Origin of the sequence: Rickettsia sp. MEAM1 (Bemisia tabaci), from assembly GCF_002285905.1 — a bacterium.
Lineage (GTDB): Bacteria > Pseudomonadota > Alphaproteobacteria > Rickettsiales > Rickettsiaceae > Rickettsia.
On record NZ_CP016305.1, the window covers coordinates 290,129 to 309,123 of the forward strand.

The following is an 18,995-nucleotide window of genomic DNA, read 5'->3' on the forward strand; positions in this document are numbered from 1 at the left end:
TAATTTACTTAACTTGACGGTGCCTAAAAAACTTATAGATTTAGTATTATTATTAGAGTATAAACAATTATCTTTTTATTGGGGTCATAGCTCAGTTGGTAGAGTGTTTGAATGGCATTCAAAAGGTCGGGGGTTCGATTCCCCCTGGCTCCACCAGTTACTTTAAGGCTTTTCAGCCTTTCTTAAATCGGCACCGTCAAGGGGCACCGTCAAGTTAAGTAAATTAGTGTCACAAAGTACTATATTTTTAGATTTCAGACAGCAAGAAGTCTTTGAGTAGCTTCATCCCAAATGGATTTAGCGGACGCAAATGCAATTCTTTGCTCAGATGCTGTTTTAGTATATCTTCCAACATTTACAGCAAATATATTTCTGACTTTTCCCATCAGTGATAATGTACATTGTGCTGAATTAGGATGCTTAAATTTAATCAGTATCTTCTCTTTTCTCCTAGTTGGCTGATGGGCATTCTCAATCCGATTATTTAGTCTTTTATCGGTACGATGCTTAGTCCTAGGACACATATACCTAACTGGTTTAATGTAGCTTTTTAGCTTATCAGTCACAATAACCCTTGGACATGGATAATTACCCAATAATCTTGATAAAAAGCGAATAGCTGATTTCTTGTTACGACGCTTCTGCAGTAATACTTCTAATTCATGTCCCTCAGAGTCAACAGCTCTCCATAATATGAATACTTCACCTTTGATCTTGATCTTGATATTCATCTCATCCAAATGCCATTTATCAGTTGGCTTTCGCTCTCTCTTACTAATAACATCTTGAAAATAAACTACAAACTTATAACACCAAAACCTTACAGTCTCATGAGCACCGTCAAGTTAATAAAATATCTGGATGTGGTTCTACTATAAGCTCTGATAATAAAGCTTTAAATTTAAAAGAGTTTGATGACCCTATTAATATCTTAGAAAAAGATAAATAGCAATACGTTTACCCATGCTGCCTATGCTTAGGTGGAGCATATTTATTTTGAACCTTTATTGCATTGCTTTTATTTTTAGTTATAAACGACTCTAAATCATCTTTAGTAAATTTGAACTTAGCAATATTTCCATCATAAGTTTTAGTTTTATTAAATCTTGTATCTTTGCTTTTATCTATAGCAAACACCTCTATAAAACTTTCTTTTACTTCATTAGAAGTACTCGGATCATTCAATACATGGAATAAAGCTTTTACTGAATTTGTATTGTCTTTTAATGTACCATTACGACTAGTTGCAGCTGCTATTACATATTCTGTAAGAAGTGGTTGTAAATTTTCTTTAGTTAAAGCATTAACATTACAAAATGATAATAGTATTTTTGCTTTATCATCATGGTTTTCAACAACTCCTTGTTGCCATTTAGAATCATTATTTTCCTTTGACGGAATAAACATTTCTAATAATTTGGTTCCAAAGGTTTTATTTAAATTCTTGTTGTCATAAACTTCATAAACATTTAATAGAAATTTCTGATGTTCAAGCGTTTTATCTTTTTCTTTAGCAAGCCCATGATTATTAGCATATTCCATAGTTTGGCAATATCCTTTAATATGTAGATAGTTAGCATATTTTTGGGCATCTTTAAAATCAAGAGTATCAATCCCTTGGGTATCTAAAACAACAGTATTTAAAGCATTTTCACGTAGCTGCTCATTTGTTTCTTTTAGAGTGTCGGTATATTTAAATTTTCCACCTATTTTTGCAATCATTTTAAATAATACGTCAGCTAAAAATTTTACAATTTCACCTGGACTTTTAAATTCTTTAGCACTACATATCGCAATATTTGCATCCGCTTCCATACCAACACCAAAAGCCATAGAAAGAGTTCTCCCTTGCTTTTTAGCTAATATAATCTCATCTGTATCATTCGTTATTTCTTTTATATCAAATTCCGGCTCATTATCTTTAAAATATTTTGTCGGTACATTATCCAAATAACCACCATCAACATATTTTTTGCCATTAATTTCTACCAGCTCAAAAATAAGTGGGATAGAAGCAGAAGCACGGCATGCTAAAGCAACTTCAACATCAGGCGTATCAAGGCTACTAAAAATAGTTAGCACACCTGCATCTTTCTCAACAGCCGTAACCACTAAATCTTTATAGTTAACAGGATCATATTTTCGAAGTAATGCTAAATCCCTAAAATATATTTTACCGCCGCTTTTATGCCTTTCTCTTAACCTATCTAAATCTTTATCATCTTGGACATTTACAATATCTGGTCTTTGTAAAAAATCGCCTACATTATCTTTTATAGTTTTATCAAGTAAATTATATAAAGGTTTACCATCTTTATTTAATTGCAAAACGCCAGCAGAAAACCCTTTTTGTCCTAGTAAATCTTGTAAATTAGTAGTTTTAGATATTTCTTCAAATCGCTCAGCTGGTGTACCAAATGCCACTATTGCTGCAGTTATAGCACCGGCTGATGAGCCTGCAACAGCTTTTACATTATCTAAAAGATCAGCTTTTTTTAGTGCAGCATAAGCACCTGAATATATAGCCCCTTTAGCCCCACCACCACTAAAAGCTACATATTCTATAAGAGCTTCTTTAGAATCTTCTATATTTCTAATTGGAGTTTCTTGAACTTCTTTTAGATCATCTATATATTTATATTTGACTTGCTCTTCTTGAGCTTCTTTTAAATCAACAATAGGTTTAATAAAATTTCGATTTTTTTTAAAGTTTTCTATTTCTGCCATAATTTATATTTATTTAGTTAAATTATTTTCTACAAATTCCCAATTGATCATATGCTTAATAAAAATGTCAACGTAATCAGGACGTTTATTACGATAATCAATATAATAAGCATGCTCCCAAATATCACATGCAAGAAGCGGTTGCATACCATTTGCTATAGGCGTACCAGCATTTGCAGTTTTTACAATCTGTAATCTGTTATTATGATATACAAGCCAAGCCCAGCCACTACCGAACTGCCCCGTTGCTTCTGCTTTAAACTGTTCACAAAACTTTTCAAAACTACCAAAATCGTCATTAATTTGCTTTAATATTTTACCACTTGGCTTTCCTCCACCATTCGGCTTTATTGAATGCCAAAAAAATGTATGATTCCAAACCTGTGCAGCATTATTAAAAATTGCAATATTTTGATTTTGCGATGACCAGTCTATAATTTCTTCTAAATTCTTTTTTTGTAGTTCTTCTTTATCTTTTAGCAAATTATTTAAATTCTGCACGTAAGCATTATGGTGTTTACCATGATGGTACTCAAAAGTTTCAGCAGTAAAATGCGGTTTAAAACTTTCTTTGTCATAAGGTAAATTAGGTAGCACAAAAGGATAGGAAGTTTGATTAGATTTATCACAATAAGTCATGTTATTTTTCTCCTGTTTTATTATTAGCTCTAGAAAAAATATATAGAGAATAGCTTTTTGTACGAATAACCAAAAAGACTTATATCATATATAAGCATACTGTATTTATTAAAACTAATAAATAAAAAAATAATAAGGAAAATAATATAGAAATAGTAATGCCTTAAAGACACATTGCTTGCGGAATTTGAGGCACCGTCAAGTTAAGTAAATTAGTGTCACAAAGTACTATATTTTTAGATTTCAGACAGCAAGAAGTCTTTGAGTAGCTTCATCCCAAATGGATTTAGCGGACGCAAATGCAATTCTTTGCTCAGATGCTGTTTTAGTATATCTTCCAACATTTACAGCAAATATATTTCTGACTTTTCCCATCAGTGATAATGTACATTGTGCTGAATTAGGATGCTTAAATTTAATCAGTATCTTCTCTTTTCTCCTAGTTGGCTGATGGGCATTCTCAATCCGATTATTTAGTCTTTTATCGGTACGATGCTTAGTCCTAGGACACATATACCTAACTGGTTTAATGTAGCTTTTTAGCTTATCAGTCACAATAACCCTTGGACATGGATAATTACCCAATAATCTTGATAAAAAGCGAATAGCTGATTTCTTGTTACGACGCTTCTGCAGTAATACTTCTAATTCATGTCCCTCAGAGTCAACAGCTCTCCATAATATGAATACTTCACCTTTGATCTTGATATTCATCTCATCCAAATGCCATTTATCAGTTGGCTTTCGCTCTCTCTTACTAATAACATCTTGAAAATAAACTACAAACTTATAACACCAAAACCTTACAGTCTCATGACTTAATATAATACCTCGATAAGCCATCTGCTCTTGAACATCTCGGTAACTATTATTAAAGCGATGATATAACCATACTGTATGGCTAATAATGCTTGCTGGAAAACGATGTCTATTCGGGGCTTGAGTAATATGCATAGCGGTAAAATCTAGGATAAATTGTTACTGCTATTCTATAAATCATTCCCTGTAATTGCTCAATACTTAATTTATACCTCCCTTAACTTGACGGTAACGTATTTTTAACTGGCTCTAGTTCATAAATCACGGGATGACAGGAGGATAATGATCCACGCGGGCAATGCCCCCACGCTATGAAATCGAGGATGTGAGTCTATCATATTTTTTACCTTTGTTCTAGTTGTATTTTAACAGTATTTCTTTCTCTGTTGCTTTACAACTTACACAAAATATATGATAGACTCTTGGAGCTATATAGTCTCGCTGGTTTCTCCTAAGAATGTCATAGTTTTCTCTAACTCATTGCTTGTATTGCTACTATGCATATCAAAATTGGAGGGAGTATAAATATTACTAAATGCGAATATTTTATTTAAATCAGTTACATGACCAATATACAAATGTTGTTGACTATTATCATCAATATTAACATTGCTTTCTTCTAATGCTTTTAATGATTTTATCACTCCTTCTATTTCTTTTACTTTTTGCACGACTTTAATGTATGGTGTAGTATTAGCTTCATTAAATGAGTTACATAAAACACTTAACTGTTTATAGAATTGTGTTATTTTTAGAATTAATTGTGGGTAATTTATATCTTCTATTGGTGTCTCTTCATCTAGTTGTAAGTAATATTTATTTTCGCTTAATTCTTGCATATTTAATCTTTCTAAGATTTTTTTTATAAAATTTAAATCTTCTTCTAGCTTTATATTCAAAACTTTTTCTAATGGTATTTTATTATCTGATGATTTCTTCCCTTTATACCAATCTATTACACGCTTAATTCCATAGTATCTTAAGTATGCTAACCCTACTGCTCCTAGTGTAGCAAGGACAGTAGCAACAGCAATATAAGCAGCTGTATAGCCACCATCATTTGTATCATCATTAGAAGTTTCTGTAGTAGGAGGAGGAGTTGTAGTGTCTGGAACGGAAATACCTAACATATGTAGAAACTTTTTTCCCGCTTCATATGCATCATTTGAAGTAATATTAAGATGATTTTTAATATCCCAACCCTTATCAATAGGTGACTCTGTAGTCGTTGTTGTGGTAGGTATCAAGCTTATTAAATAATCTTTAAATTGTTGAAGTGCATTATTAGCTATTTTAGGGCTACAATCTTCTAAACCTAAATAAGAAATAGTACCATTTGAAGATAATCTAGTATCCATTACCTCATAAAGTTCGTCTAAAACAGTAGCTGTATCATTTTGAGAAACAGTTGCAGCTGGATTTAAAATTAAAATAACATGATTTTGACCATCTTCATTAATAAGACCCGCTATTTTATGTATTGCATTTCTATCACCACAATTCATAAATACTGTTGTTAAACTTGCTACTTCTTGCTTACTATCCTCATAAATCTGCGGTAAATCACATGATAAAATATTAGCGGAATAACCTTCTCTGAATTCTCCATCATCATTTGTTGTATAAACAGACAGAAATGTTTTGCTGGCTATTTGAGAAATTGCATATTTCATATTATTATCTAAATTACTGATAATTTCGGTTAAACCTACAGGCATAACACATTTAAAAACTTTAGGTATATACATAATTTATTCTCCAATTTAAGTTAAAAACCATAAAATACGGTTCTTTACTAAAGGATATTAATATGTAAGTCAAGAAAAAGTTAAAATAATTTAATATAAATCAAAAAATATTAGCTATTACAGTTTAAACGGTACCGTCAAGTTAAGGGAGGTATAAATTAAGTATTGAGCAATTACAGGGGTACCGTCAAGTTAAGGGAGGTATAAATTAAGTATTGAGCAATTACAGGGAATGATTTATACCTCCCTTAACTTGACGGTGCCGGGCGAAGCAAGGAAGTAAAAAAATGCTAAAATTAGTTATTTTTTACTATTTTTCTGGATTGCCATGCGGTCTACGACCGCTCGCAATGACGGTTTTAATAATACTCCAATTTTCCTCCGGACACCACTGCACCTATGCGGGAATGACATATCAAGTTCACCTACACTTGAATAAAATATAACATTTTTTTAATAACTATCCGGTACTATAGGATGACACACAAAAGATGTTTTTCGATCTATGCAACAACCCCATCAAAGATATAAAAACAATAGATAGACAAAGTTTAATTTGAAAAAGAGCGAGGAATCCGCAAGACAAAGAACGGCGGTAGTTACTTAATATAGTTCGTACCGCAGTACTTGTAGTTTTTTTAAGTTAAACAAGCATGATATTAACGAGAATATAGCTCGACTACTAAATGAACTTCAGGAGTGAAAGGATATCTAACGTCGGAAATTGTTGGGACTCTTAGATATTTACCACTTAGTGAATCTACATCAAATGATACATAATCAGGTGTTGTTTGACCTTGCTTTGAAACTGATTCTTGGATAATACCCATTTGTCTTGAAGCTTCTTTAATCTCTATAACATCACCTTCTTTAAGACGCATACTTGCTATATCAGCTTTTTTACCATTTACTTTAATATGACCATGTGATATTAATTGTCTAGAAGAGAAAATAGTTGGTGCAATATTCATTCTGTAAACTATAGAGTCAAGCCTACTTTCAAGTAATCCGATGAAGTTCTCACCAGTATTACCTTTCATTTTTTGAGCAAATCCAAAGATATTTCTAAATTGCTTTTCAGTGATACGACCGTAATGGCATTTTATTCTTTGTTTAGCTTTTAAATGTAACCCATAATCGGAGGTTTTAACCATGGTATTGCGTCCATGTTGACCTGGGCGATAATTTCGGGTATTAAATGCATCTTTACCATCACCCCATAAGCTAACACCAAGTCTTCTACTAGCTTTATATTTAGAACGTACGATTTTTGTCACTGAAAATATCCTTAACTTTTAAATTATAATTACAAAAAAATATATACATTTCTTACATTAAAGTCAATCGTTGATTTTTACCTTAAAACTTTTTATATTTAGTAAAAAAACTTTTATATGAACTCTTTAACAAAATCAATAAATTTAGATAAAGTTAATTATCCTCAAAGCACAGTTAAAGACTATATTTTACTAATGAAACCACGCGTAATGTCGTTGGTTGTCTTTACTGGCTTTTCTGGAATGTGGCTTGCTCCTAATTCTCTGCATCCTTTCATTAATGTAATTGCCTTAATTTGTATAGCCATAGGTGCCGGTAGTGCTGGAGCGATTAATATGTGGTATGATAGGGATATTGATGCCTTGATGAAACGTACACAAAAAAGACCGATAATAAGAGGTGCTATAGAAGCTGACGAAGCGTTATCATTCGGATTGATAATGGCATTCTTTTCAGTATTTTTTATGGCATTATGCGTAAATTTCCTATCAGCATTATTATTATTATTTACTATTTTTTATTATATTTGCATTTATACTATGTGGTTAAAGCGTAATTCTATCCAAAATATTGTTATTGGTGGAGCTGCTGGAGCTCTCCCTCCTGTAATAGGTTATGCTTCTGTAAGTGGCGGCGTGTCCTTGGATTCTATTATATTGTTCCTAATTATCTTTATTTGGACGCCGCCTCATTCTTGGGCTTTGGCTTTATTTTGTAACGATGATTATAAAAACTGTAAAGTGCCTATGATGCCTGTAATAAAAGGAGCTTTATATACTAAGAAGGAAATTCTAATTTACAGCGTACTTTTATTTTTGACTTCTCTTATGCCTTTTTTTATAGGTATGAGTAATATTATATATTTAGTAATTGCTGTGGTACTTGGTTTAGTGTTTTTATATTATTCTATATCATTATTTTATGATAATACTGATAATAAGCAGGCAAAAAGATTTTTTGCTTATTCGATATTTTATTTGTTCTTTATATTTGTACTTTTAGATTTTTGTCATACATAGTTTTAAACTACCTTGACAAACCTAATCACAAAATAGTTACTTTTTATTAACAAACCTATATAATGCCCTTTTAAAATCATTTTTTATTTTTATAAGGACATTAATGGTTAATACAAGAAAATTTACAAATGAAGAACAAAAAATATTAGAAAATTTTGTAAAAAGTAATCAAGTCATAGAGTTGATCAATGATAAAATTTATGATACTGAAAAATGTAGGCAGTGGGTAAATGAAAATTCAAAAATTAATGATGCTCTAAGTAAATATCTAAATTTCAAAACAAAATATTCATTAGATTATAAAGATAAATTCTTGTGGCTATTATCTGATATAATAAATTGTCAGTCAGATGAAAAAGCTAGCCCATATCATAAACAAATTAATAATTCTGTAAATCTTAAAAATCTTTTGATATTATTAGGAATATGTGCAGAAATTAACGAGATTCAAAATATAATAAGTGACGATCTTATAAAAAATAATAAATACTTAGAAGAAATAGCAAAAATGTGCTTGGATCATTACTCTTTGGAGAAAAAGAACTTCATACGGCACCGTCAAGTTAAGGGAGGTATAAATTAAGTATTGAGCAATTACAGGGAATGATTTATAGAATAGCAGTAACAATTTATCCTAGATTTTACCGCTATGCATATTACTCAAGCCCCGAATAGACATCGTTTTCCAGCAAGCATTATTAGCCATACAGTATGGTTATATCATCGCTTTAATAATAGTTACCGAGGTGTTCAAGAGCAGATGGCTTATCGAGGTATTATATTAAGTCATGAGACTGTAAGGTTTTGGTGTTATAAGTTTGTAGTTTATTTTCAAGATGTTATTAGTAAGAGAGAGCGAAAGCCAACTGATAAATGGCATTTGGATGAGATGAATATCAAGATCAAAGGTGAAGTATTCATATTATGGAGAGCTGTTGACTCTGAGGGACATGAATTAGAAGTATTACTGCAGAAGCGTCGTAACAAGAAATCAGCTATTCGCTTTTTATCAAGATTATTGGGTAATTATCCATGTCCAAGGGTTATTGTGACTGATAAGCTAAAAAGCTACATTAAACCAGTTAGGTATATGTGTCCTAGGACTAAGCATCGTACCGATAAAAGACTAAATAATCGGATTGAGAATGCCCATCAGCCAACTAGGAGAAAAGAGAAGATACTGATTAAATTTAAGCATCCTAATTCAGCACAATGTACATTATCACTGATGGGAAAAGTCAGAAATATATTTGCTGTAAATGTTGGAAGATATACTAAAACAGCATCTGAGCAAAGAATTGCATTTGCGTCCGCTAAATCCATTTGGGATGAAGCTACTCAAAGACTTCTTGCTGTCTGAAATCTAAAAATATAGTACTTTGTGACACTAATTTACTTAACTTGACGGTGCCCTTTGAAATACTCACTTATTATATTTATCAGTATAATATTATTATTAATTATTATTCCTTTCTTTATCCCTTTGAACAATTATAAAGGGTTAATAATAAGTAAAGTCAAAGAAACGATAAATAGAGATTTAACTATTAATGGCGATATAAAATTATCTTTACTACCAAATCCTGCAATATCCTTACCAGAAGTTAAATTATCTTCAATAGATAAAACAAAAGAGCCTTATTTAGTATCTGTTGAAAACGCTAAAGCCTCACTTAAGCTTCTACCACTTTTTAGAGGAACAATTGAAGTAGCATCTGTAGAGCTACAAAAGCCGATTATAAACCTTGAAGTTTTAAATAATGGACAAAAAAATTGGGATTTTTCCACGCCTAAAAATAAAACTGAAATAAATCAAGATGCTCCTATACCTACAGCTTCTAATGCCAAAACTGAGTTAGAACTTCCTATTCTTATCAATCACTTCAAGATATCAGATGGTAAAATTATATATAGAGAGAATGGTAATGAAAAAATATTTAACAATATTAATTTAGATACTAACGTTAAAAGTACTAGAGGTCCAATAGATTTTACTTTAGCATTAGAGGCTCTAGAGCAAAAAATTTATATAGATGGTAATATTGAAGAAATTGGAAAAGTAATACCATTAAGTGCAAGTATCAATATTGCGGACGAAAAAATTAAAATTGAGGGAAAGCTCGATAGTGAAAATAATTCTTTCATAGGTCTTGCAAATATTAAAGGTAATACTAAAACTCTAGGGCTGCCAAGTGATTTACAAAATGATTATGAGTTAACAGCATTTATAATTGCAGATAGCAAAAATCTAAATTTAAAAGATGTAAGGCTTAACTATACTAATATAGAATTACTGGCAAATGCAAATTATGATATAGAACATAGTAGTTTAAAGGCAAATATTATTGCAAATCTGGGTAATATCGTTGGTGATATTAGCTCTAATTTAGATAAGGCAAGTATTTTCAACGGTAATATTAAAATAGCAGCCGACAATCTAAAACCTTTACTTAATGCTCTGAAAATAAAAACTGATAAATTGCCTCCTATTACTAACCAAAAAATTTCTCTTATTTCTAATGTAGTTTATAATTCACAAGCCCTAATTTTATATAATATCAATTTAATTGCTGGAAATAGTAATTTATCTGGCGATGTAACGCTGAAAAATTTAAAGCAAGACATATCTGCTATTCATAATTTAAAAATTAATAATTTTGAGTCATTTATGGCTTTGCTTGGAGTCAATAATTTAAGCCATATTGGTGCTTTACAATTAAACGGGGAAGTGCAAAAAACTAAAAATACATTACATATAAATGATAAAATATCAGCTTTTAATACTAATATAGCAATTAAGGGCGATGTTAATTTAGCTTCTCAAAAAACTAATTTTAACCTTAATATATACAGCCCATTAATTAACTTAGAAAAAATTACCTCAGACAGCCCTGCTCCTGCACCTACATCTACTTCTAATCCTCTTGCAAATAATACAGGTCAAGCGTCTGCTAATGCTCCTAAAAGTAGCACTCCTTGGTCAAATAGTCCTATTGATTTAAGCTTTTTAAATACAATCGAGGGACAGCTATCAGCAAATATAGATAAACTAACCAATGATTCATTGGTAATAAATAATTTCAAAGCAAAATTAGCCATTACCGGAGGTAAGCTAAATATTACTTCAGTTAGTGCAAATATTTATGGTGGCGATCTTAACGTAAACGGTTATGTAAGCTCAGGAAAAGATCAAAATGCAGCGATTAAAATTGATTTAAAAAATGCTTATGTTAAAAGCTTAACTCCACAAAGTGGTAAAATAAAAATAACCGATGGACGATTAAATTTTACCACCGAACTTAATTCTACTGGTAATAGCGTTTATACTTATGTCAATAACCTTAACGGACAATTTAACGTAAATAGTAGTAATGGAAAAATAAGCGGATTTGATTTAAACCGCATTGTGGATGCAATAAGTAATGCCAAAAACACTCAAGGAGTTCTAAACCTTATTAACAACTCTTTCAGTGGCGGTACTACATCCTTTTCCAATTTAGTAGCAACCGGCAATATAGAGCGTGGTATGGTACGACTAACTGAATGTCATTTAGATGCTAGCCCAGCTAAAGCCAATGCTCATGGTCAGATTAACCTACCACAATATATGCTAGATGTTGGGGCAAGCGTCACTATCAATAATTTTCCTCCTCTAGGGGTCAAATTTTATGGTTCTATAAATAATCCGCAACATAAATTAGATATAGAAGCTCTTCAAACATATTTAGTAAAAAATGTATTTAGCAGCGTCATTAAAGATCTAAAAAGTGGTGAAAAGAAACCTGAAAATATTATAAAAGATGCTTTAGGTATAGGTAAAAAAAAGGATAATGATAGTAATGCGGAGGAGCAAAATAGTTCCAAGCCGCAAAACCAACCTGCCGATCCAGTTAATAAACTGCTGCAAAAAGGATTAAAGAAACTGTTTTGATTTGTAGTATTTATTATACAGTTATGTTATAAAGTTAAAAGATAAGTATAATTATTTATAATTATGAATAACAAACAAACAGAAAAAACCATTAGTTGTTTTGACGTAGCTAATTATTTTTTGGTTCTAGTAGATAGAGAAGCAGGAGATACTATAACTCAGCTAAAGCTTCAAAAGCTAATATATTTTGCTCAAGGTGTTCATCTCGCTTTATTTAATAAACCTTTTTTTGAAGAAGAGATTGAAGCATGGAAACATGGGCCAGTAGTACCAAAATTACGTATACCGTTCGGTAATTTACAAGATGGTCCAATTGCCGCTCCTGGTGAAATGGACTTTGATATTTACACACAACAGCAAAAAAACTTAATTTATAAAATATATTCTATATATGGCGAACATACGGCAAGCTATTTACGTAATTTAACACACCGGCATTCTATTTGGCTTGAAGCTATAGAAAGTATAAATCATACTATGACCAAAGAAAAAATACAGGAATTTTTTAAAGTTAATATAATTAATAATATTAAAGATTATATTTTATTGATTAATAAGGAAGATCTTGAACAAATAGAAAATGCAGAAGATCAGTGGTGGATGAATTATGATAGCGGTGTACCTGCTGAAGATATTACAGAACAACTTTTAAAAGCAAAACAGAAACAAGAAGGTAAAAATTTTGAAAGTTGTTTGGTCTGATGAAGCTTTAACACAGTTAGAATTTTGGAAGTACACTAATAAAAAAATGACTAAACGACTACATCTTTTAATAGATAGTATTATGTCAACACCTTGTACCGGTATAGGAAAGCCTGAACCTTTAAAGTATGAGTTAAGTGGTTTTTGGTCTCGAAGAATAGATCAAGAGCATAGATTAGTTTATTCTTTCAATAAAGAAACTAAAATTATTGTAATAGAAAGTTGTAAAGGACATTATTAAAATTCACACAACTAAAATAGAATATAGCAGTATATTAAATAACTTAGATTTTATTCAGAATCTGAACTAAATATTGATTCACCGATACATTCTAAATTGAATGGTAATATTTTAGCAGGATAACATATTTTGGGTCTGTCAGATTTTTTGTGTAAGTACGATTTCTCCATTTGCCCAATTTTGTAAATTAGTATCACAAAGTATAGCAAATTGATTTAAAGCCATCGCCCAATTCTTAATAGGCATTGTCCATTTTTTAGAGGCATTTGTCAACGCCAAAAAGATTATTTTCTGAATCGGCACCGTCAAGTTAAGTAAATTAGTGTCACAAAGTACTATATTTTTAGATTTCAGACAGCAAGAAGTCTTTGAGTAGCTTCATCACAAATGGATTTAGCGGACGCAAATGCAATTCTTTGCTCAGATGCTGTTTTAGTATATCTTCCAACATTTACAGCAAATATATTTCTGACTTTTCCCATCAGTGATAATGTACATTGTGCTGAATTAGGATGCTTAAATTTAATCAGTATCTTCTCTTTTCTCCTAGTTGGCTGATGGGCATTCTCAATCCGATTATTTAGTCTTTTATCGGTACGATACTTAGTCCTAGGACACATATACCTAACTGGTTTAATGTAGCTTTTTAGCTTATCAGTCACAATAACCCTTGGACATGGATAATTACCCAATAATCTTGATAAAAAGCGAATAGCTGATTTCTTGTTACGACGCTTCTGCAGTAATACTTCTAATTCATGTCCCTCAGAGTCAACAGCTCTCCATAATATGAATACTTCACCTTTGATCTTGATATTCATCTCATCCAAATGCCATTTATCAGTTGGCTTTCGCTCTCTCTTACTAATAACATCTTGAAAATAAACTACAAACTTATAACACCAAAACCTTACAGTCTCATGACTTAATATAATACCTCGATAAGCCATCTGCTCTTGAACATCTCGGTAACTATTATTAAAGCGATGATATAACCATACTGTATGGCTAATAATGCTTGCTGGAAAACGATGTCTATTCGGGGCTTGAGTAATATGCATAGCGGTAAAATCTAGGATAAATTGTTACTGCTATTCTATAAATCATTCCCTGTAATTGCTCAATACTTAATTTATACCTCCCTTAACTTGACGGTGCCCGCAGAGGCAGTAAAATGCCCCATACTCTTCTGCTTTGAAGAATTGGCTCTGCAAAACTTTAGGGAACTCGTATGCTCGCCTATTAAGTATAGGCTGTGCGTACTCGCCCCTCGTTTTACATTCCAATTCTCCAAATCATTTGAGTATGTAAAATTATCCAAAAACTCTAGCATTTTTTCTTTGGAAAGAATTTCTTCGGAGTGGATGCTGTTATAGTTTTGTAATAAAGATTTAAGATGATTTAGCACGTTTTAAACTATTTTTAAGCGTAATCTTGACTTGCTTTAATGAGCGAGGATTTGCATCCGTTACTTCAATTTCAATATTTTCTGAAACATTTATTTTAGTACCCACTGCTGGAACATTCCCCATTTTTGTCAGCACTAAACCACCTATAGTATCAAACTCATCATCATCATCTTTTAGCTTTTCGCCGATTATCTCTTCAAACACTTCCACTTCAACACGTGCGTTTGAAATAATTGTCGAGTTATTAATGACCTTATAGTTATCATACTCTGATTTCTGATCATGCTCATCATCGATTCGCCCAACTAATGCTTCCATAACATCTTCGATAGTTACTAAGCCATCAGTACCGCCATACTCGTCAATAACTATAGCAATATGGGTTTTCTCACGACGCATTTTTGCAAGCAAATCCAATAGCTTCATAGAAGGAGCAGCGATTATATGCTTACGTATTAGCTTTTTTAAGCGAAAATTTTGTTTCGTAACTAATGCTTTAAATAAATCTTTGATATGAATAAAACCAACTATATTATCCAAAGTACCATCATATATTAGAGTTCTGGTATGCGGAATTTTTACTTTAATAGATTCGTTTAATTCTTCTATATTTGTAGTAAGTTTTATTGCTGCAATATCAGAGCGTGGTACCATTATATCTTCAATGGTCTTGCCTTTTAATTTTAGCAAATTAGCTAAAATATTACGTTCATCTAAAGTCATTTTCTGACTATTAGTTTTTAAACGTTTTATAACGCTAAAGAAATCATCCGGTACTTTATTTGAAAATAAAGATTTTATCGGTGAGAATAATTTTCGTAAGTGAAAAATTGACTTATTATCGTGATTCTTTTTATTGTCATCTTCTTTTTTTGAAGATTTTAACATAAATTTTTTTATTTAGTTAATAAATAGGGCGAGGATATACCGAAATGTGCTAATATCTCGATTTCTAGATTTTCCATGATCTTTGTTTCTGTGTCATTTTGATGATCGAACCCGATTAAGTGTAAAATACTATGTATTAAAAGATGAATAAAGTGATTCTCAAAAGTTTTTTGTTGCTCGTATGATTCATTATATATTACATCATAGCAAAATGCTATATCCCCTAAATGCATATAATCAGAATCCCCTAAATTTTCAAGGATAATAGGCTGATTATTAGATACTACCTTGTTACCGCTAAAATGTAAATCTTGCCAATTTAATTCATTAGCAGGAAAAGAAAGAACGTTAGTTGCTTTTTCTATATTACGAAATTGCTTGTTTAAGGTCAATATTTCTTCGTTATTTGTCAGCAAAATCGATAGTTCGAATTGTTTTATTTCACTAAAATTTTCAAATTGCGATAAGGTTTTTTGAGTAATTTTTTTAATCAAAGCCTTATTTATTTGCTTATGCTCACGCCATTTGCTGTAGTTTTTTATAATCTCTACGTTTATCATTATTATATAATTTTTCTTAAGGTAGATGTCATCCCTTGGACAAGTCGAATTTGTTGTATGACTCCAATGTCATTCCTAGCTAGAAGCGGGAATCCAGTAACTTTAGTGTCACCCCGTGGCTTGTACCTGAGGGGTCTTGCATTACAAACTGTGTTCTAAGATACCGCGATCAAGTCGCGGTATGACATTTTTTCTGGATTCCTGCCGTTGCTAAGAATGACATAAAATAAAAACTGTCCAGTATTATTGGACAAGTCACAGGATGACATCATAAAAATATTTTTTCAAGCTCCTTAAAACGCTGCTCTACTCTTTCAACATCTTCTTTTGTTCCAGGATTTTCTAATAAATATGTGATTTCATCTTGTAACCTATTTATTTCATATTCAGCAAAATTTAAAGCACGATCGTAAATAGTTTGTTTGTTGTGATTTGACATTTAATACCTCCAATTAATTAAAACCACCGAAGAGTAAGCTCTTGGTGGTCGGGGAGGTAGCAAAACTGTCTAAGATCAGCTTATAATAGGTTTTAAGCTTAAAGCTCTGTACATGCCTAAAATCTCCCCGACCTTAATAAAGTCGAGGATTACATCAATTTATGGCTAATGCATACCATCTTAGATTTAGAGCTGCTACACCCTAGAATAACATCGCTGCTATTCTTGCAAAAGATCCTAAGGAGTTTTTTTAAAATGTCAATTAGGCTTTTACTTATTAATTATCTATTAATGCTTCTACCCACTCATTGGCTTTTTCTTTAGCTTTCATATCTTTAGCTATAGCTTTATAAGCAGCTCCAAGCTTTTCATCAATAATATAAAGTTTTGCAAGTTGTTTCATAAATTATTCTATAATTGTTATTACTTACTATCATAATCAAGCCACAGTATTACACAGAGTTTACCTATAATTTTCCTTTAACTTCTCAAAATCCTGGTCAGCATGGTATGAAGAGCGAGTTAGTGGACTTGCGGAAACCATCAAAAATCCTTTTGTGCGTGCTACTCGCTCTAAATATTTAAACTCTTCAGGAGTAACATATTTTGCCACTTCTGCGTGATTCTTCGTAGGTTGCAAATACTGCCCAATAGTCAGGAAATCAACCTTTGCTTCCCTTAAATCATCCATAACCTGCACTACTTCGCTGATTTCTTCCCCAAGCCCTACCATCATACCAGATTTCGTAAAAACTTCTGGTGATAATTTCTTAATGTTATGGAGTAAGCTTAGAGAATTATAATATCTCGCACCTGGTCTAATTGCCTTATATAAAGATGGGACAGTCTCAACATTATGGTTAAAAACATCAGGTTTTGCGTTCGCTATTATTTCAGCTGCTCCATCTTTTCTTAAGAAATCAGGAGTTAAAATCTCGATAGTAGTATTCGGTGAAGACTTACGAATTTCACTAATACACTCTGCAAAATGCGTAGCTCCGCCATCCTCTAGATCGTCACGATCAACCGAAGTAATTACTACATGTTTAAGACCCAGCTTTTGTACTGCCTCCGCTAGTCTTTGTGGTTCATGCGGATCAAGTAAATCCGGTCTGCCAGTTTTAACGTTACAAAATCTGCAAGCTCTAGTACAAACCGAGCCGAGAATCATCACAGTTGCATGTTTCTTTGACCAGCATTCACCAATATTAGGGCAAGCAGCTTCCTCACATACAGTATTTAACTTGAGATTTTTGATTAAATCTTTTGTATTATAATATTCTGAAGAGTTAGGAGCTTTTACCTTAATCCAGCTAGGTCTATTTAAATCAGCCATAAAACGGAAATAATTTAATTAATTTTGTTACTGCGCTTAATACTTTCTGCTCGGCTTTGCTATTATCTTCGCTATTCTTTAAGCCATCTAAAATATCAGCTATTAAATGACCAACTAGCACAAAATCTTTTTCCTTAAATCCTCTAGTAGTGCAAGCTGGTGTGCCAAGCCTAATACCTGAAGTAATAAAAGGTGAAGTTTCATCAAAAGGAATAGTGTTTTTATTGCAAGTAATACCTGCTCTATCTAAAGAATTAGCAGCAATTTTACCGGTGATACCGTCTTTTCGTAAATCCACTAACACAATATGGTTATCAGTGCCACCTGTTAATATATCATATCCTCGCTCTTGCAAGCTACCAGCTAGTACCTTAGCATTACTTATAACTTGTTTTATATAGTGTTTATATTCCGGCTGCAAGCTTTCTAAAAATGCTACGGCTTTTGCAGCTATTATATGCATTAATGGGCCACCTTGCAAACCCGGGAATAAAGCAGAATTTATTTTTTTACCTATCTCTTCATCGTTAGACAAAATTAAACCACCCCTTGGTCCTCTAAGTGTTTTATGGGTAGTTGAGGTAACAATATGAGCGTGCGGAATAGGGCTTTGATGCTCACCTGCCGCAACTAACCCCGCAACATGAGCGATATCAGCCATGAGATACGCTCCTACTTTATCCGCTATTTCTCTGAATTTAGCAAAATCAAGATTGCGTGGGTAAGCTGAAAAACCAGCTATAAGCAATTTTGGTTTATGTAAAATTGCTAAGCGTTCAACTTCATCATAATCAATTAAGTAAGTCTCTTTATCGACGCTATAAGAAACTGCATTAAACCACTTACCTGACATATTAGCAGTTGAGCCGTGTGTTAAATGCCCCCCGCTATCTAAAGACATACCAAGCACAGTATCACCAGGCTGCATTAAAGCAAGATATACAGCTTGATTTGCTTGCGAACCGGAATGAGGTTGCACGTTGGCATATTTACAGTTAAATAGCTTTTTTGCTCGCTCTATCGCCAAATTTTCGGCTTTATCTACTTCTTCACAGCCATTATAAAAACGCTTACCTGAATATCCTTCAGCATATTTATTAGTTAGCACCGATCCTTGAGCTTCAAGCACCGCAGGGCTTACGAAATTCTCAGAGGCAATAAGCTCAATCACACTATTCTGACGAGCTTTCTCGTGCTTAATTATTTCGAAAATTTCTTTATCTATTTCTTGTAATTTATTATTAAAAATGTTCATTATT

At 32.2% G+C, this 18,995-nt stretch carries 20 protein-coding genes, 1 tRNA gene and 1 pseudogene; 7 read left to right on the plus strand and 15 right to left on the minus strand.

What is annotated here, in order from left to right; all coding sequences use genetic code 11:
* The first annotated feature begins 80 nt into the window (after window positions 1–80).
* A tRNA-Ala gene (locus BA173_RS01470) sits at window positions 81–156 on the plus strand.
* 98 nt (window positions 157–254) lie between these two features.
* Here the strand turns inward: BA173_RS01470 and BA173_RS01475 are convergent.
* The 6 genes and pseudogenes from BA173_RS01475 to rpsD form a co-directional block, all read right to left on the minus strand.
* A pseudogene (locus tag BA173_RS01475) lies at window positions 255–824 on the minus strand (IS6 family transposase); the annotation flags it as partial.
* Between the two features lie 133 nt (window positions 825–957).
* A complete protein-coding gene (locus tag BA173_RS01480; protein WP_068042111.1) occupies window positions 958–2,727 on the minus strand; it encodes a patatin-like phospholipase family protein in 1,770 nt (589 codons plus the stop codon).
* Window positions 2,728–2,736: 9 nt separating this feature from the next.
* Window positions 2,737–3,366, minus strand: coding sequence for a superoxide dismutase (locus tag BA173_RS01485; protein WP_068042113.1), 630 nt, complete (start codon window positions 3,364–3,366; stop codon window positions 2,737–2,739).
* Between the two features lie 243 nt (window positions 3,367–3,609).
* Entirely contained in the window at window positions 3,610–4,320 is a 711-nt protein-coding gene (locus BA173_RS01490; RefSeq protein ID WP_095568243.1) for an IS6 family transposase, read from the minus strand.
* 293 nt (window positions 4,321–4,613) lie between these two features.
* The gene (locus tag BA173_RS08335) at window positions 4,614–5,858 is read right to left on the minus strand and encodes a DUF5460 family protein (protein WP_232505957.1); all 1,245 of its coding nucleotides are present in this window, start codon (window positions 5,856–5,858) and stop codon (window positions 4,614–4,616) included.
* Window positions 5,859–6,592: 734 nt separating this feature from the next.
* A complete protein-coding gene (gene rpsD, locus BA173_RS01505; protein WP_011477507.1) occupies window positions 6,593–7,210 on the minus strand; it encodes a 30S ribosomal protein S4 in 618 nt (205 codons plus the stop codon).
* A 117-nt stretch (window positions 7,211–7,327) separates the two neighbouring features.
* On the opposite strand from rpsD, the gene cyoE reads away from it, so the two are divergent.
* Window positions 7,328–8,230 (plus strand): heme o synthase, encoded by a 903-nt coding sequence (gene cyoE, locus BA173_RS01510; RefSeq protein ID WP_016948201.1) that lies wholly within the window; start codon window positions 7,328–7,330, stop codon window positions 8,228–8,230.
* A 490-nt stretch (window positions 8,231–8,720) separates the two neighbouring features.
* On the opposite strand, the gene BA173_RS07640 is transcribed toward cyoE, so the two are convergent.
* Window positions 8,721–8,858 carry a hypothetical protein gene (locus tag BA173_RS07640; protein ID WP_157738039.1) on the minus strand — a complete coding sequence of 46 codons (138 nt, stop codon included), beginning with the start codon at window positions 8,856–8,858 and terminating at the stop codon, window positions 8,721–8,723.
* A 21-nt stretch (window positions 8,859–8,879) separates the two neighbouring features.
* On the opposite strand from BA173_RS07640, the gene BA173_RS01520 reads away from it, so the two are divergent.
* The 4 genes from BA173_RS01520 (at window position 8,880) to BA173_RS01535 (ending at window position 13,104) form a co-directional block, all read left to right on the plus strand.
* The gene (locus BA173_RS01520) at window positions 8,880–9,590 is read left to right on the plus strand and encodes an IS6 family transposase (RefSeq protein WP_095568257.1); all 711 of its coding nucleotides are present in this window, start codon (window positions 8,880–8,882) and stop codon (window positions 9,588–9,590) included.
* A gap of 54 nt (window positions 9,591–9,644) precedes the next feature.
* Window positions 9,645–12,161 carry an AsmA family protein gene (locus BA173_RS01525; protein ID WP_016948199.1) on the plus strand — a complete coding sequence of 839 codons (2,517 nt, stop codon included), beginning with the start codon at window positions 9,645–9,647 and terminating at the stop codon, window positions 12,159–12,161.
* 63 nt (window positions 12,162–12,224) lie between these two features.
* Complete coding sequence (locus BA173_RS01530; RefSeq protein WP_016948198.1) at window positions 12,225–12,863, plus strand: Panacea domain-containing protein; 639 nt, start codon at window positions 12,225–12,227, stop codon at window positions 12,861–12,863.
* A 46-nt stretch (window positions 12,864–12,909) separates the two neighbouring features.
* Complete coding sequence (locus BA173_RS01535; protein ID WP_232505958.1) at window positions 12,910–13,104, plus strand: Txe/YoeB family addiction module toxin; 195 nt, start codon at window positions 12,910–12,912, stop codon at window positions 13,102–13,104.
* Between the two features lie 138 nt (window positions 13,105–13,242).
* Here BA173_RS01535 and BA173_RS07645 read toward each other — a convergent pair whose 3' ends face one another.
* Both BA173_RS07645 and BA173_RS01540 read right to left on the minus strand, forming a co-directional pair.
* Window positions 13,243–13,413, minus strand: a complete 171-nt coding sequence (locus tag BA173_RS07645; RefSeq protein ID WP_157738041.1) for a hypothetical protein — start codon at window positions 13,411–13,413, stop codon at window positions 13,243–13,245.
* Between the two features lie 41 nt (window positions 13,414–13,454).
* Window positions 13,455–14,165: an IS6 family transposase gene (locus tag BA173_RS01540; RefSeq protein ID WP_095568258.1), complete on the minus strand. Its 711-nt coding sequence runs from the start codon at window positions 14,163–14,165 to the stop codon at window positions 13,455–13,457.
* 21 nt (window positions 14,166–14,186) lie between these two features.
* Here BA173_RS01540 and BA173_RS08880 point away from each other — a divergent pair, with 21 nt between their 5' ends.
* Complete coding sequence (locus BA173_RS08880) at window positions 14,187–14,480, plus strand: hypothetical protein (protein WP_322101065.1); 294 nt, start codon at window positions 14,187–14,189, stop codon at window positions 14,478–14,480.
* A gap of 15 nt (window positions 14,481–14,495) precedes the next feature.
* On the opposite strand, the gene tlyC is transcribed toward BA173_RS08880, so the two are convergent.
* The 6 genes from tlyC to glyA all read right to left on the minus strand — a co-directional run bounded on the left by tlyC (window position 14,496) and on the right by glyA (window position 18,991).
* Window positions 14,496–15,401, minus strand: a complete 906-nt coding sequence (tlyC, locus tag BA173_RS01550) for a hemolysin C (RefSeq protein WP_016948196.1) — start codon at window positions 15,399–15,401, stop codon at window positions 14,496–14,498.
* 8 nt (window positions 15,402–15,409) lie between these two features.
* Window positions 15,410–15,961 carry an rRNA maturation RNase YbeY gene (gene ybeY / locus BA173_RS01555; protein ID WP_068041241.1) on the minus strand — a complete coding sequence of 184 codons (552 nt, stop codon included), beginning with the start codon at window positions 15,959–15,961 and terminating at the stop codon, window positions 15,410–15,412.
* 268 nt (window positions 15,962–16,229) lie between these two features.
* On the minus strand, window positions 16,230–16,400 hold the full coding sequence (locus tag BA173_RS08125) for a hypothetical protein (RefSeq protein WP_179852177.1): 171 nt from the start codon (window positions 16,398–16,400) through the stop codon (window positions 16,230–16,232).
* A gap of 277 nt (window positions 16,401–16,677) precedes the next feature.
* Window positions 16,678–16,803 (minus strand): hypothetical protein, encoded by a 126-nt coding sequence (locus tag BA173_RS08785; RefSeq protein WP_257008592.1) that lies wholly within the window; start codon window positions 16,801–16,803, stop codon window positions 16,678–16,680.
* Between the two features lie 60 nt (window positions 16,804–16,863).
* Entirely contained in the window at window positions 16,864–17,736 is an 873-nt protein-coding gene (lipA, locus tag BA173_RS01560; protein ID WP_016948194.1) for a lipoyl synthase, read from the minus strand.
* The gene (gene glyA / locus BA173_RS01565; RefSeq protein WP_016948193.1) at window positions 17,729–18,991 is read right to left on the minus strand and encodes a serine hydroxymethyltransferase; all 1,263 of its coding nucleotides are present in this window, start codon (window positions 18,989–18,991) and stop codon (window positions 17,729–17,731) included. Before glyA ends, lipA begins: the two co-directional genes overlap by 8 nt.
* Window positions 18,992–18,995: the final 4 nt, after the last annotated feature.

Excerpts from the sequence above, each read along its gene's own strand:
- tlyC (WP_016948196.1), bottom strand. The coding sequence starts at position 15,401 with ATGTTAAAATCTTCAAAAAAAGAAGATGACAATAAAAAGAATCACGAT.
- glyA (WP_016948193.1), bottom strand. The coding sequence starts at position 18,991 with ATGAACATTTTTAATAATAAATTACAAGAAATAGATAAAGAAATTTTC.
- BA173_RS01535 (WP_232505958.1), top strand. The coding sequence starts at position 12,910 with ATGACTAAACGACTACATCTTTTAATAGATAGTATTATGTCAACACCT.
- BA173_RS01485 (WP_068042113.1), bottom strand. The coding sequence starts at position 3,366 with ATGACTTATTGTGATAAATCTAATCAAACTTCCTATCCTTTTGTGCTA.
- ybeY (WP_068041241.1), bottom strand. The coding sequence starts at position 15,961 with ATGATAAACGTAGAGATTATAAAAAACTACAGCAAATGGCGTGAGCAT.
- BA173_RS01480 (WP_068042111.1), bottom strand. The coding sequence starts at position 2,727 with ATGGCAGAAATAGAAAACTTTAAAAAAAATCGAAATTTTATTAAACCT.
- BA173_RS08335 (WP_232505957.1), bottom strand. The coding sequence starts at position 5,858 with ATGAAATATGCAATTTCTCAAATAGCCAGCAAAACATTTCTGTCTGTT.
- BA173_RS01490 (WP_095568243.1), bottom strand. The coding sequence starts at position 4,320 with ATGCATATTACTCAAGCCCCGAATAGACATCGTTTTCCAGCAAGCATT.
- BA173_RS08125 (WP_179852177.1), bottom strand. The coding sequence starts at position 16,400 with ATGTCAAATCACAACAAACAAACTATTTACGATCGTGCTTTAAATTTT.
- cyoE (WP_016948201.1), top strand. The coding sequence starts at position 7,328 with ATGAACTCTTTAACAAAATCAATAAATTTAGATAAAGTTAATTATCCT.
- BA173_RS01520 (WP_095568257.1), top strand. The coding sequence starts at position 8,880 with ATGCATATTACTCAAGCCCCGAATAGACATCGTTTTCCAGCAAGCATT.
- BA173_RS01530 (WP_016948198.1), top strand. The coding sequence starts at position 12,225 with ATGAATAACAAACAAACAGAAAAAACCATTAGTTGTTTTGACGTAGCT.
- BA173_RS01540 (WP_095568258.1), bottom strand. The coding sequence starts at position 14,165 with ATGCATATTACTCAAGCCCCGAATAGACATCGTTTTCCAGCAAGCATT.
- lipA (WP_016948194.1), bottom strand. The coding sequence starts at position 17,736 with ATGGCTGATTTAAATAGACCTAGCTGGATTAAGGTAAAAGCTCCTAAC.
- BA173_RS08785 (WP_257008592.1), bottom strand. The coding sequence starts at position 16,803 with ATGAAACAACTTGCAAAACTTTATATTATTGATGAAAAGCTTGGAGCT.